The organism is Shinella sp. OV683, from assembly GCF_057787725.1.
The window spans coordinates 2,209,277-2,222,951 of sequence record NZ_CM173543.1; the positions used below are offsets into that span (position 1 = coordinate 2,209,277).

Below are 13,675 nucleotides of genomic sequence, written 5' to 3' on the forward strand. Positions count from 1 at the left end.
TTGCTTAGAGCCAACCTGAAGGACACCACCGATGACCGACGAGATGATGAACCTGCGTTTGCTTGTTGAGAAGAGCGCCGACAGCGATTTGTTGCGCGAGATGATAGGCTTCACGGCCCAACGCCTGATGGAGTTGGAGGTCGGCCATACGACGGGTGCTGCGCATGGAGAGAAGACGCCACTCAGGCTCGCCCAGCGCAATGGCTATCGCGACCGTGATTGGGAAACACGGGCTGGAACGGTGGAGCTTCGCATTCCCAAGCTGCGGACGGGCAGCTATTTCCCGAGCTTCCTGGAGCCGCGCCGAATGGCCGAGAAAGCTCTGACGGCGGTTATCCAGGAAGCCTATATCCAGGGTATCTCGACGCGCTCGGTCGATGACTTGGTCAAAGCCATGGGCATGGGTGGCATCTCCAAAAGCCAGGTGTCACGGCTTTGCGAGGAAATCGATGTCAGGGTCAAGGCTTTCCTCGATCGACCCATCGAAGGCGAATGGCCCTACATCTGGATCGACGCCACCTATCTCAAGGTCCGGCGCGGCGGTCGCATCGTTTCTGTCGCCGTGATTATCGCCGTCGGCGTCAACACCGATGGACGCCGTGAAGTGCTTGGGCTGGAGATCGGCACATCCGAGGCCGAGCCGATCTGGACAGAGTTCCTGCGCAAGCTGACCCGCCGGGGTTTGAGGGGTGTGAAGCTGGTCGTCTCGGATGCCCATGAAAGCATCAAGACCGCCGTCGGCAAGGTGCTCAACGCGACCTGGCAGCGTTGCCGGGTGCACTTCATGCGCAATGCCCTGGCCCATGCCGGAAAGAGCGGGCGGCGCGTCGTATCCGCCTTCATCGCCACGGCGTTCGCTCAGGAGACGCCGGAGGCCGCCAGCACGCAATGGCGCAGCGTCGCCGACCAGATCAGGCCGAAAGTGCCAAAGCTTGCCGCGCTCATGGACGATGCCGAGAACGATGTGCTGGCCTACATGACCTTTCCAAAGCAGCATTGGGCCAAGCTGCATTCGACCAATCCCATCGAGCGCCTCAATGGCGAAATCAAGCGACGAACCGAGGTCGTCGGTATTTTCCCCAACGACGACGCCATCGTCCGTCTCGTCGGTGCGCTATTGCTGGAGCAGAACGACGAATGGGCCGTCCAGCGATCAAGATACATGACACTGGAAACCATCGCCCAAATGAGCGATGATCCACTCATCAACTTGCCTGCCGTGGCACGTTGATATTCCCTCCGGCCCAGACCGGAAGACACCGTGGTTGTCAAAAGCTACACCACGCTACGGGACACGATCCGTGTTTTGCCGGCGCGATGCTGGCGTCGGTAACACGCGCCACCTTCTCTGCGGTGTGCGGATCGCCATTCCCGACATAATTGAACTCCGCGTGGATCAAAAGTAGATCGATATTGGAAGGAACGATCGAGACGTAGCGGAATTCCTGACGAACTCCGGGTTCAAAGAATATGTATTCGAACCTCGGCGGGACGATGTTTTCAATAGTGGGAACGACCTCGTGGGGAAATTTTAGCGCAGACTGCTGCTTCTCCCGATAGCCGATGTTCTCGCCGGCTCCGATGCCCCGAACGCGAAACTTTATCTTATTGACCTGTACTCTCGTTTTGCCTCTGTTGTTAAAAACGAGGACATATTCCGCCGCGCGGCTTCCGTCCGATACTTTAAAAAAACTGGCCTCAATGGTGAATTCGATCTGCGGTGCTAAGACGCGTTCGTACTTAATACGAAGGAACGCCCAACTCCCTGCGACCGCCAATGCTATTGACGAGATCCAGTCGGGCAATACACTGATGAAATCACGGAACATGGTATAGTCTCCCCTGTTAGATACAGGCGGAGACTATCGAAGAATTTCCGCTATTCTACAAACCGTCTAAAACTCATGCTTGCGGATATTCACCAGCATCTTGTGCAGCGTGCCGATAAAGGCGCGATACTCGTCCTCCTCGATGCCGTGAAACATCTGCATCAGCGAGTCATACATAGTCGGCCAGAGTTTCTCGAAAGCGGCGCGGCCTTCCTTGGTGATCGTCACGTCGCGCACCCGCATGTCGTCCGGGCGAGGCTGGCGCTTGATGAAACCCTGTTCCTCAAGCGAATCGATCGTCCGGCTCATGGTCGACTGTTCGGTGACGGCAAAGACGGAGAGCTCGTTGATGGTCACCGACGGGGTGATCGCGAGGATTGCCAGCGCCCGCATCTTGGCGGTGGTCATGTCGAGCGCCTTGAGCTCGGTGGCCAGATTGGCGTTCCAGCGCGCCATCACCCGGTTCATCAGATAGGGCGCGAAGTGATTGAGGCCGATTTCGCCCATGGTCGGGCGCTTGGCTTCCTCACCATCGGTTTCTCTCAGCACTGTTCCGGCAAAGCGTTCCTTCATGTCAGTTCCGTCTGTTACTTGAGCGAAGAAGCCAGCAGGAAGCCAGAGCCGCCGCCAAGGCCCGGGCCGGGATGCGTCGAGGCGCCGATATGATAGAGCCCCGATATGTGGGTGCGGTGATTAACCGATGACTTGAACGGCCGCCAGAGGAAAAACTGGTCGACGCCGCAGAAGCCGCCATAGGGATCGCCGCCGACCAGATTCATGTTCATGGCCTCGAGATCGCCGGGCGAATAGGATTTGCGATGCAGGATGTTTTCCGAGAAGCCCTCGATGTGCTGCTCGAGGATGCGCTGGACGCGGTCGGCAAAGCGTTCGCGCAGTTCCTCCGTCCATTTGCCATCGACGGGGATCGGCAGTTCGGCGGCGGCGTCGCCTTTGATGTAGCGCGGGGCCTCCGGCAGTTGCAGCCAGAGGATGGCATTGCCTTCCGGCGCACGGCTCGGGTCGAAAGAGGTGGGTTGGCCGACACAAATGGTTGGCACCGACGGCAGAAGGCCGCGCTCGGCCTCGTTGGAGGCACGCGATACGCCGTCGAGGCCGGGCGTGAGGTGCAGCAATGCGACCTTTCCCAGTTCCTCGCTGCCCTTCCAGCGTGGCGGCGATTTTAGCGCGTAATGGATCTGCATATTGCCCTTGCCGTAACGGTAGTTCTTCAATCCTTCCGTAACGTCAATCGGCAGTTTGGTGCTGCCCTTGAGCAGGCGCCCATAGAGTTGGCTCGGTGTCACCGAGGCTATGACGCCGTGGCTCGCCTGGATCACTTCGCCGCCGGAGAGGCGTATGCCGCTGGCTTTTCCGGCACTTTCGATAATCTCATCGACATCTGCATTGGTGCGAATGGTGCCGCCGTTGTCGGTGATCAGCTTTTCAAAGGCTTTCAGCAGGTTTTCCGCGCCGCCCTTGACGATCGGGCAGCCCGCCATCTCGATGGCAAAGCCGATGACCTTGACCATTTCGGCGGAATAGGCGCTTTCGGGGCCGAGGCCGCAATGCAGCACCCAGGGCGCCCATAGCGCGCGGGTATCTTCGGATTGGTAAGTGGATTCGAGGTGAGCCCGCGCCGAGACCAACGCTTCGCCGAACCAGCCCGCTAAACCGCGAAGTCCACGCTTCCATGCCTCCTTGAGGACGACTTTCAGTATGCTGCCTGACCATAGCGAACCGCCGAGCAGCGAAAACAGGAATGGCGCGTCGGCACCGAGCTTGTCCATTTCCCGAGAGAAAGCGTGGCCATCGCCGGCGGCGAGTGCTTCGAAAGTGGCGATGTTGCGCTTGCGGTCCTTGGAGAAGACCACATGCGAGCCATCCGGACGTAGCACGCCGGTGGGCAGGTCGGCATGGCAGAATTCCAGCCCACGCGCGCCGAGATCGGCGGCAAGCGCGCCATAGGCCGGCGAGGTCAGGAACAGCACCATGGTGGTTGCCATGACATCGTGCTTGAAGCCGGGTGCGGTGATTTCCTCAGTGCGCAGGCAGCCGCCGATGCGGTCGTTGCGCTCCAGAACAAGGACTTTCTTGCCCTTCTTGCCGAGCAAAGCTGCCGCGACCAACGCGTTGATGCCGCTACCGATGATGATGTGATCGTAGGTGGTCATTGAACGCGCACCGCAAAAATTACATTGAAAATGAAAAGGGCGCGACCGAAGCCGCGCCCACCAAATATTACTTGGTGACCAGCGCCAATGCGCGGACCGGCGAGCCGGTGCCCTTGACGAACTTCAGCGGGGCGGCGATCAGGATCGCACCCTTGGCCGGAAGTTCCTCGAGATGGCAGAGGCTGGCAAGACCATACTTGTTGGCCTTGTGCATCAGGTTGTGGGCCGGGAAGGGCGGGTTCATGCCGCCGGCGGAGCCCGCGTCCGTGCCGATGGTTTCCTGACCCCAGCCGATGATGTTCTTGGAGACGAGATATTCGATGGCTTCGGCCGTCGGGCCGGGCGAATGCGGGCCGTTCTCGTCGGCGTTCAGGAAGGTCTCGGTCGAGCCGTTGCGCTTGTACCAGTCGGTGCGCAGCAGCACCCAACTGCCGGCTTCGATCTCGCCATGCTGGGCTTCCCATTCCTTGATGCTTTCGACGGTCAGCAGGTAATCGGGATTGGCAGCCGATTCCTTGGAGCGGTCGATCACATTTACGGGGGCGACGAAATTCTGCGGCGGGATGGTGTCGGTGGTGTTGCCCTTGTGGTCCTTGCCGGTGATCCAGTGACAGGGCGCATCGAAATGCGTGCCGGTATGTTCGCCGAGTTCCAGCCAGTTCCAGGCCCAGAAGGGGCCGTTCTCGTCGTAGTGCGAGATCTCGTGCACCTTGACGCTCGGCGTGTTCTTGCCAAACTGCGGCGGAAGGTAAAGCACCGGCGTGTCAGGGCCGAGCGGCGCGGTGAGGTCCACAACCCTAACGGATCCGGAAAGCAGCGCGGAAGCGATGTTGGAGAGAATATTGGCTGTCGTCATGGTAAGGTTCCCTATGGTTCAGAGCCTCGCGCGGCGTTTTCACCAGCCTGCATGCGGTCTCCGTGTGAAAAAAGCTATGCCAATAAATATGGAATTGCAAGTATCGCGGCCAGCACCCAAAGCTGCCGTGGACGGAGTAAAAAACGAGCTCTATGCTACTGTATAGGCTGGACTATTCGGTCTTTTGAACTGTTCATCCCAGAAAATTATATGTTTAAAATATTTCACGCTTGCGATGCCGTTTGGAAAATGTATGCATATGCGACTAAAGCGGGGAATACTCTGAACGGAGGGGCAGGGCGATGAACTATGATGCCGTGGTAGTCGGCGCGGGGCACAACGGTCTGGCCGCGGCCGTCGAACTCGCCTCCAAGGGTTGGTCAGTGGCCGTTGTCGAAGCCAAGGATGAAGCTGGCGGCGCCGTCAAGACTCGGGAGTTGACGCTGCCGGGTTATCGCCACGACCTCTGCGCCATGAACCTTTCGATGTTTGCCGGCTCTGCCTTTTTCAATAAAAACAAAGATGCCTTGTTTGCCAATGGCCTTGGCTTCGTTCCCGCTGCCCACTGCTTTGCCAGTGTTTTCCGTGACGGCACCTATCTCGGCGTCGGAACCGATCTCGAACAAACCGTTTCCGACATTTCGGCGCTTTCGCCTACCGATGCTGCCGCCTGGCGTGCTCTGGTCGGCGAGTTTGGCAAGGATGCTCCTTATATATTCGGCCTGCTCGGCTCGCCCATGCCGTCATTCGCTTCCGCTAAGGTGGTTTGGAAGGCTTGGCGCGAGCGCGGTATCGGCTGGCTTTATGATACGGCACGGCTGCTGCTGGCTTCGCCACGCGATTTCCTCGATGCGCGATTTGAGAGCCCAAAGATCAAGGCGATGATGGCTGCGTGGGGCCTGCATCTCGACTTTGCGCCCGATGTCGCTGGAGGTGCGCTGTTTCCCTATCTTGAGTCCATGGCCAATCAGTCCTTCGGCATGGTGATCGGGCAGGGCGGTGCGGATACCATCATCAAGTCCATGACGGCTCTGTTAAAGAGCAAGGGCGGCGAGGTGCTGCTGGGGACGGCTGTCGAAAGCATTGTCACCCAGAACGGCTCTGCGACCGGCGTAAAGCTCGCAGACGGTCGCATTCTCAAGGCCAAGCGGGCGGTGATCGCCAACGCGCATCCCAAACTCGTATTTGGCAAGCTGTTGAGCAAGGATTCGTCACGTTCTGCCTTCGACGCGAAGATCGAAAAGTTCCGGGCTGGTCCGGGCGCCATGATGATCCATCTTGCCATGGATGGCCTGCCTGACTGGAGGGCCGGCGAGGCGTTGAAGCAATTTGCCTATGTGCATGTCGCGCCAGACCTTGAGATGATGTCGAAGGTCTATTCTGAAGCCATGGCCGGGCTGCTGCCGACCGAACCTGCCCTGGTGGTCGGCCAACCCACAGCGATCGATCCGTCGCGCGCGCCGGATGGCAAGCATGTGCTGTGGGTGCAGGTCCGCGTCCTGCCCGCCGTTATCAAAGGCGATGCCAAGGGCGAGATCGAGGGTCGCCACTGGGATTCCGTCAAGGAAGCCTATGCAGATCGTGTGCTGGATATCCTCGAGACCTATGCGCCGGGCACCAAGGCCAAAATTCTCGGATGCTCGGTCTATTCGCCGCTGGATATAGAGCGGGAGAATCCCAATCTCATCGGCGGCGACAATCTCTCCGGCAGCCATCACCTCGATCAGAATTTCCTGTTCCGACCCGTGGCTGGCTATTCGCGCTACAAGACGCCAGTCAAAGGCCTCTATCTCTGCGGCGCTTCGACATGGCCGGGCGCGGGCACCGGTGCGGGTTCCGGTTTCATGCTGGCAAAGATGCTGGCGAAATAAGCGCGGCCACGCGGCTGAATGGCCGCTTGCCCAACAATCCTTTGAGATTTAAACTATCCGCGAATCCAGCGGAGCCGGTCCGTCTGGGCGACGGGCGCAGCGCATCACTATGACAGACCACGACACAATCGATCTCGAGATCATCGTCCGGGACACCCAGGAAGGCAAGAAGCCGGAGCTGAGGCTCTGGCTGCGGATGTTGTCGACCACCAAGCTGATTTCGCAGGAAATCCGCCGGCGGCTGCGCACCGAATTCGGCGCCACGCTGCCGCAGTTCGATCTGCTCGCCCAGCTCTATAGAGAGAAGGACGGCCTGCGTCTCGGCGAACTCTCCAAGCGCACGATGGTCACCAATGGCAATGTCACGGGACTGGTCGAGCGGCTCGAAGTCGATGGGCTGATCATTCGCGAGACGCCGGAAGGCGACCGCCGCGTGACGGTCGCCAAGCTGACGCGGCGCGGCACGGAGGTATTTGGCGCCATGGCCAAGGCACATGAGGGTTGGCTGCGCGACATGATGGCCGATGTACAGCCCTCGGAGATCGATACGCTGCTGGTTGACATGCATCTCGTTAAACAATCCGTCAGCAACCACCTTTCAGGCTCCGACGACGACTAAAATGCATATCAAGCTATGTGCGTTGCGGGAGGCTGCTATTCGCCTTTGTTTCGCCACTGTGTGCCAGGTGCTTTGTTGATCAAAATAGTCATGTTATAGTCCGCGAGACATGCTGGATTTCGGGGCTTTGCCGACGCCGCAGAATGCGAATTCCAATTCGTGTGACAATATGGCGAAAATGGATTCAAAGACTTGCTAATCGAGTATAGCTGCGCTAACCACGACTGCGTTGCAACAATTTTCGGCTATGCCGAAGCGCACGAACGCAGGTCGCAATTTCGTGTCGCGCGGCAAGCGGGGTTGGATTGAAATGACTGGTCTTCTTGGCTCTTATCTGCCAATCGCTATCTTTATCGCCATCGCTCTCGTCATCGGCTCCGTGCTTCTCGTCACGCCCTTTGTCGTCGCGTTCAAGGCGCCCGATTCGGAAAAGCTTTCGGCTTTTGAATGCGGCTTCAACGCATTCGATGACGCCCGAATGAAATTCGATATTCGCTTCTATCTCGTCTCCATCCTCTTCATCATTTTCGACCTTGAAGTGGCCTTCCTCTTCCCTTGGGCCATCTCGTTCGGCGCCGTGGGCTGGTTCGGTTTCTGGTCGATGATGGTTTTCCTGGGCGTGCTGACGATCGGCTTTATTTATGAATGGAAGAAAGGAGCGCTCGAATGGGCGTGACCTCCCCGGGCGCAACCATGGTTGCGCCGCAGCCGAAGGGTATCATCGATCCGTCGACCGGCAAGCCGATCGGCGCGAACGACGCTTTCTTTGGTGAAATCAACAATGAGCTTGCCGACAAGGGTTTTCTTGTCACCGCGACTGAAGACCTGATCACCTGGGCACGCAGCGGTTCGTTGATGTGGATGCAGTTCGGTCTGGCTTGCTGTGCCGTCGAAGGCCTGATGCAGGTTTCCGGTCCGCGCTACGACATGGAACGCTTTGGCGTCGCGCCTCGCGCCTCGCCGCGCCAGTCTGACGTGATGATCGTTGCAGGTACGTTGACCAACAAGATGGCTCCGGCATTGCGCAAGGTCTATGACCAGATGCCCGAGCCGCGCTACGTGATCTCGATGGGTTCCTGCGCCAATGGCGGCGGCTACTACCACTATTCCTATTCGGTGGTGCGTGGCTGCGACCGTGTGGTGCCGGTAGACATCTATGTTCCGGGCTGTCCCCCCACGGCGGAAGCCCTGCTTTATGGCGTGCTGCTGCTACAGAAGAAAATCCGCCGCACCGGCACGATCGAGCGCTAAGGGAGACTGAAAATGACAACGTCTCTTGAAGACCTCTCGGTCTACCTCCGCGAAAGCCGTGGCGCAGCCATCCTCGATGCCGTCATCGCTTACGGCGAATTGACAGTGACGACGGGCAGCGGCGATTATCTCGAGCTGGTGAAATTCCTGCGCGACGATGAGCGCTGCCAGTTTATCAGCTTTATCGATCTGTGCGGTGTCGACTGGCCGTCGCGTGAAAAGCGCTTCGATGTCGTCGTTCACCTGCTGTCGCCGAAACATAACCTGCGTATTCGTGTCACGACTGCGGTGGCGGAAGATGAAGCGCTTGCCTCGCTGACTGGCCTGTTCATGGGTGCCGAATGGTTCGAGCGCGAGTGCTGGGACATGTACGGCGTCCCGTTTGCCGGCCATTCCGATCTTCGCCGCATCCTGACGGACTACGGTTTCGAAGGTTATCCGCTGCGCAAGGATTTCCCGACCACGGGTCTCGTCGAAGTTCGTTACGACGACGCCGTCAAGCGGGTGGTCTACGAGCCGGTGGCGCTGAGGCAGGAATTCCGCAATTTCGATTTTCTTTCTCCCTGGGAAGGCACCGATTATGTGCTGCCGGGGGACGAGAAGAAGAGTCAGTAGTGGCCTTTTGATACTGCCGGCCTCGCGCCAGCTGCCTTCATGACCGCCTATTCGCCTCCACTTCGGAGCATCCAGAATGACAGAACATAACGTCCGCAACTTTACGATCAACTTTGGCCCGGAGCATCCGTCTGCTCACGGCGTGCTTCGGCTTGTGCTGGAGCTCGATGGTGAAATCGTGGAACGCGTCGATCCGCATATCGGCCTTTTGCATCGTGGCACCGAGAAGCTGATCGAGACCAAGACCTACCTGCAGGCGGTGCCCTACTTTGATCGGCTCGACTATGTCGCGCCGATGAACCAGGAGCATGCTTTCGCGCTTGCCGTCGAAAAGATGCTGAACATCGAGATCCCGATCCGCGGCCAGCTGATCCGGGTGCTCTATTCGGAAATCGGCCGCATCCTGTCGCACATCATGAACGTGACGACGCAGGCCATGGACGTGGGCGCGATGACGCCGCCGCTTTGGGGCTTTGAAGAGCGCGAAAAGCTGATGGTGTTTTATGAGCGTGCCTGCGGCGCGCGCATGCACTCTGCCTATTTCCGTCCGGGCGGCATACATCAGGACATTCCGCCGGAACTCGTAGAAGATATTGGCAAATGGATTGACCCGTTCATCAAGACGCTCGACGACATCGAAGGTCTGTTGACTGAAAACCGCATCTTCAAGCAGCGCAACGTCGATATCGGTGTCGTGACACTCGCCGATGCGTGGAACTGGGGTTTCTCGGGCGTCATGGTACGTGGTTCGGGCGCTGCCTGGGACCTGCGCCGCTCGCAGCCCTACGAATGCTATTCCGATCTGAATTTCGAAGTGGCTGTCGGCAAAAATGGCGACTGCTACGATCGTTACCTGATCCGCATGTTCGAGATGCGCCAGGCCGCCAGGATCATGCGCCAGTGTGTCGATCGGCTGCTGGGTGTCGCCAAGGTTGGGCCCGTGAATTCGATCGATGGCAAGGTCGTGCCGCCGAAGCGCGGCGAGATGAAGCGGTCGATGGAGGCGTTGATCCATCACTTCAAGCTTTACACTGAAGGCTATCACGTGCCGGCTGGCGAAGTTTACGCAGCCGTCGAAGCGCCGAAGGGCGAGTTCGGCGTCTATCTCGTGGCAGACGGAACGAACAAGCCGTATCGCTGCAAGATCCGGGCTCCGGGATTTGCTCATCTGCAGGCGATGGACTTCCTCTGTGCTGGCCATCAGCTCGCCGACGTGGCGGCAGTGCTTGGCTCGCTGGACATCGTGTTCGGTGAGGTAGACCGCTGATGCTGAGGATGGCACTTGTCGCGACGCTGATTTCTGTTTCCGGTGCCGCTTTCGCACAGGACACTACAGATCAGACGGTGAGTGTCGAGGGATCCTCGATGGGGACGCTGATCTCCGAGGGTTTCGAGATCAAGGCCGCCGTGCAGAATGGCAAGCGGTTCGTGGTCTTCCTCCAGAAAGACAATGAAGGTTACGCATGCGAGATGGCCGGTTTGTCCACTTCGCAATGTGGCAAGATCAAGTGATAGGGCGTGAAAACGAATGTCCGTACGTCGACTAGCCGAAGATAATGTTCAACCCGCAGCCTTTGCGTTCAGCAAGGACAATGCGGTCTGGGCCAAGGCAACGATCAAGAAGTATCCCAAGGGCCGCGAGCAATCCGCTGTCATCCCGCTGCTGATGCGTGCGCAGGAACAGGACGGCTGGGTCACCAAGGCTGCGATCGAATCCATCGCCGACATGCTCGCCATGCCCTATATCCGCGTGCTTGAAGTCGCGACATTCTACACGCAGTTCCAGCTGCAGCCGGTCGGCACCCGCGCTCATATCCAGGTGTGCGGCACCACTCCTTGCATGCTGCGCGGCTCGGAAGAGCTGATCGCGGTCTGCAAGTCGAAGATTCATCACGAGCCGCATCACCTCAATGCCGACGGCACCTTGTCGTGGGAAGAGGTCGAATGTCTCGGCGCCTGCGTCAATGCACCGATGGTGGCAATCTTCAACGACACTTTCGAAGATCTGACGCCGCGCCAGCTGGAATATGTCATCGAGCGTTTCGAAGCGGGCAGGGCGAGCGAAGTCAAGCCGGGCACGCAGATCGATCGCATCTTCTCGGCACCGATTGGCGGCCTGACGTCGCTGACCACGCCGGATGAGAAGCCTAAGGCTGTGAGGGCCAAGGCTGCTCCGGCTGCAGATGCTGTCAGCGTTCCGCCGTCGAATGCGGCAAAGCCGAAGACCGACGTCATCGAAACCACGCCTGCGATCAAGTCGCCGGCTGACGGTAAGACCGCCACACCGGGCGGCGAGCCCATCAAGGTCACCACTTCAGTCGAGCAGAAGGTTGCCAAGCCTGCGCTTGACGATCCGAACCGGCCTGCCGGTGTCGAAAAGCCTGCAATTCCGGATGATCTCAAGATGATTTCGGGTGTTGGGCCGAAGATCGAGGGCACGCTGCACGAGCTTGGGATCTTCACCTATGCTCAGGTGGCATCCTGGAAGCAGGCCGAGCGCGAATGGGTGGATGGTTATCTGAATTTCAAAGGTCGCATCGACCGCGAAGACTGGGTCAAGCAGGCTGATGCCCTGGCCCGGGGCGGCGAAGCGGAATATATCAAGGTCTTCGGCAAGAAGCCGCGCTAAGGATAGACGTGATGCTAGACGACAAGGATCGGATTTTCACCAATATCTACGGCTTGAAGGACAAGTCCCTCAAGGGCGCTATGATGCGCGGCCATTGGGATGGCACCAAGCAGATACTGGAAAAAGGCCGCGACTGGATCATCAACGAGATGAAGGCTTCCGGTCTTCGCGGACGTGGCGGCGCAGGCTTTCCGACCGGCCTCAAGTGGTCCTTCATGCCGAAGGAGAGCGACGGTCGCCCGCATTACCTCGTGGTCAATGCCGACGAATCCGAGCCCGGTACCTGCAAGGACCGTGACATCATGCGCCACGATCCGCATACGCTGATCGAGGGCTGCGTGATCGCGTCTTTCGCGATGGGCGCGCATGTCGCCTACATCTATGTTCGCGGCGAGTATATCCGCGAGCGCGAGGCGCTGCAGGCTGCTATCGACGAATGCTACGACGCTGGCCTGCTCGGCAAGAACAACAAGCATGGCTGGGACATGGAGATCTTTGTCCACCATGGTGCCGGCGCTTACATCTGCGGCGAAGAAACAGCGCTGCTCGAGAGTCTTGAAGGCAAGAAGGGCCAGCCGCGCCTGAAGCCGCCGTTCCCGGCCAATATGGGGCTTTATGGCTGTCCGACAACCGTCAACAACGTCGAGTCGATTGCCGTCGCTCCGACCATCCTGCGCCGTGGCGCTGGCTGGTTCTCGGCCATCGGCCGTCCGAACAATGTCGGCACCAAGCTGTTCATGATTTCAGGCCACGTCAACAAGCCGTGCACGGTCGAGGATGCTATGGGCATTCCGTTCCGTGAACTGGTCGACAAGCATTGCGGCGGCATTCGCGGCGGCTGGGACAACCTGCTCGCGGTCATTCCCGGCGGCGCATCCTGCCCGGTCGTCAAGGGTGAAGACATTATCGACGCGCCGATGGATTTCGACGGCATGCGCGACGTGAAATCGTCGTTCGGGACGGCGGCTGCAATCGTCATGGACAAGTCGACTGACATCATCAAGGCAATCTGGCGCCTCTCGGCTTTCTACAAGCATGAGAGCTGCGGCCAGTGCACGCCATGCCGCGAAGGCACCGGCTGGATGATGCGGGTGATGGAGCGCATGGTGAAGGGTAACGCCCAAAAGCGCGAGATCGACATGCTGTTTGCGGTGACCAAGCAGATCGAGGGGCACACGATTTGTGCGCTCGGCGATGCTGCTGCCTGGCCGATCCAGGGTCTGATCCGCAATTTCCGTCCGGAAATCGAAAAGCGTATCGACGAATACACCTATAACTCGACGTCACACGGCGCCGTGCTCGAGGCTGCGGAGTAAGGTCTTGACGAACGAAGCGAAAAGCCAGGATCGGCACGAGACGGTGGATCAATCCACCGCTGCGTCGAATCTTGCCGACGCTTCAGCCAAGTTCTTCGCGGACCAGACTGCGGCCATGACGATGATGACGGCATTTGGCATGAACCTCACGGCGCAGATGGCCGGTGCGTTCATGGGAGCATTCGCCAATGCGCTCGATCGGGGCGAGGCGGCAAAGCCGGCCCCGGCCGCACCTGCGGCGACAGAGACAAGAAAAGAGCGCGCAGGCACGGCCAAGATTGTGCCATTGCGTGTAGTGAAAAAGGATCGGGCGCCGGTGGCGGACGATCTGAAGAAGATTTCGGGCGTCGGCCCGAGGTTGGAAAAGGTACTCAACGGCATGGGCATCAAGACTTTGGCTGAGATCGCCAAATGGACTGAAGCCGAAATGCGCGAAATAGATGACAAGCTTGGCCTTGAAAACCGGATCATCCGGGATGACTGGGCGAGCCAAGCGAAAGCGCTGTTGGAAGGCTGAA

Annotated in this window: 15 protein-coding genes; 11 read left to right on the forward strand and 4 right to left on the reverse strand. The window is 58.9% G+C overall.

Annotated features, from left to right (window positions below; translation table 11 throughout):
- Window positions 1–31: 31 nt before the first annotated feature.
- On the forward strand, window positions 32–1,231 hold the full coding sequence (locus ACXHRN_RS10535) for an IS256 family transposase (RefSeq protein WP_488638174.1): 1,200 nt from the start codon (window positions 32–34) through the stop codon (window positions 1,229–1,231).
- A gap of 37 nt (window positions 1,232–1,268) precedes the next feature.
- Here ACXHRN_RS10535 and ACXHRN_RS10540 read toward each other — a convergent pair whose 3' ends face one another.
- From ACXHRN_RS10540 to ACXHRN_RS10555, 4 genes are all read right to left on the reverse strand, one after another.
- Window positions 1,269–1,829 carry a hypothetical protein gene (locus ACXHRN_RS10540; RefSeq protein WP_488641265.1) on the reverse strand — a complete coding sequence of 187 codons (561 nt, stop codon included), beginning with the start codon at window positions 1,827–1,829 and terminating at the stop codon, window positions 1,269–1,271.
- 66 nt (window positions 1,830–1,895) lie between these two features.
- Entirely contained in the window at window positions 1,896–2,402 is a 507-nt protein-coding gene (locus tag ACXHRN_RS10545; protein WP_488641266.1) for a MarR family winged helix-turn-helix transcriptional regulator, read from the reverse strand.
- A 14-nt stretch (window positions 2,403–2,416) separates the two neighbouring features.
- Window positions 2,417–4,000, reverse strand: coding sequence for a phytoene desaturase family protein (locus ACXHRN_RS10550; RefSeq protein WP_488641267.1), 1,584 nt, complete (start codon window positions 3,998–4,000; stop codon window positions 2,417–2,419).
- A gap of 67 nt (window positions 4,001–4,067) precedes the next feature.
- Window positions 4,068–4,856 carry a cyclase family protein gene (locus ACXHRN_RS10555; RefSeq protein WP_488641268.1) on the reverse strand — a complete coding sequence of 263 codons (789 nt, stop codon included), beginning with the start codon at window positions 4,854–4,856 and terminating at the stop codon, window positions 4,068–4,070.
- Between the two features lie 302 nt (window positions 4,857–5,158).
- Between ACXHRN_RS10555 and ACXHRN_RS10560 the strand changes: the two genes are divergently transcribed.
- The 10 genes from ACXHRN_RS10560 to ACXHRN_RS10605 all read left to right on the forward strand — a co-directional run bounded on the left by ACXHRN_RS10560 (window position 5,159) and on the right by ACXHRN_RS10605 (window position 13,674).
- Entirely contained in the window at window positions 5,159–6,727 is a 1,569-nt protein-coding gene (locus ACXHRN_RS10560) for a phytoene desaturase family protein (RefSeq protein ID WP_488641269.1), read from the forward strand.
- Between the two features lie 109 nt (window positions 6,728–6,836).
- Complete coding sequence (locus ACXHRN_RS10565; protein WP_488641270.1) at window positions 6,837–7,346, forward strand: MarR family winged helix-turn-helix transcriptional regulator; 510 nt, start codon at window positions 6,837–6,839, stop codon at window positions 7,344–7,346.
- A gap of 310 nt (window positions 7,347–7,656) precedes the next feature.
- Entirely contained in the window at window positions 7,657–8,022 is a 366-nt protein-coding gene (locus tag ACXHRN_RS10570; protein ID WP_488641271.1) for an NADH-quinone oxidoreductase subunit A, read from the forward strand.
- Window positions 8,013–8,597, forward strand: coding sequence for a NuoB/complex I 20 kDa subunit family protein (locus ACXHRN_RS10575; protein WP_488641272.1), 585 nt, complete (start codon window positions 8,013–8,015; stop codon window positions 8,595–8,597). The genes ACXHRN_RS10570 and ACXHRN_RS10575 overlap by 10 nt, the downstream gene beginning before the upstream one ends.
- 12 nt (window positions 8,598–8,609) lie before the next feature.
- Window positions 8,610–9,212, forward strand: a complete 603-nt coding sequence (locus ACXHRN_RS10580; RefSeq protein WP_488641273.1) for an NADH-quinone oxidoreductase subunit C — start codon at window positions 8,610–8,612, stop codon at window positions 9,210–9,212.
- A 76-nt stretch (window positions 9,213–9,288) separates the two neighbouring features.
- Window positions 9,289–10,479 (forward strand): NADH-quinone oxidoreductase subunit D, encoded by a 1,191-nt coding sequence (locus tag ACXHRN_RS10585; protein ID WP_488641274.1) that lies wholly within the window; start codon window positions 9,289–9,291, stop codon window positions 10,477–10,479.
- Window positions 10,479–10,724, forward strand: a complete 246-nt coding sequence (locus ACXHRN_RS10590) for a hypothetical protein (RefSeq protein ID WP_488641275.1) — start codon at window positions 10,479–10,481, stop codon at window positions 10,722–10,724. Before ACXHRN_RS10585 ends, ACXHRN_RS10590 begins: the two co-directional genes overlap by 1 nt.
- A gap of 16 nt (window positions 10,725–10,740) precedes the next feature.
- Complete coding sequence (locus tag ACXHRN_RS10595) at window positions 10,741–11,841, forward strand: NADH-quinone oxidoreductase subunit E (RefSeq protein ID WP_488641276.1); 1,101 nt, start codon at window positions 10,741–10,743, stop codon at window positions 11,839–11,841.
- Window positions 11,842–11,852: 11 nt separating this feature from the next.
- Window positions 11,853–13,157: an NADH-quinone oxidoreductase subunit NuoF gene (gene nuoF / locus ACXHRN_RS10600; protein WP_488641277.1), complete on the forward strand. Its 1,305-nt coding sequence runs from the start codon at window positions 11,853–11,855 to the stop codon at window positions 13,155–13,157.
- Between the two features lie 4 nt (window positions 13,158–13,161).
- A complete protein-coding gene (locus ACXHRN_RS10605; RefSeq protein WP_488641278.1) occupies window positions 13,162–13,674 on the forward strand; it encodes a hypothetical protein in 513 nt (170 codons plus the stop codon).
- The last annotated feature ends 1 nt before the right edge of the window (window position 13,675 follow it).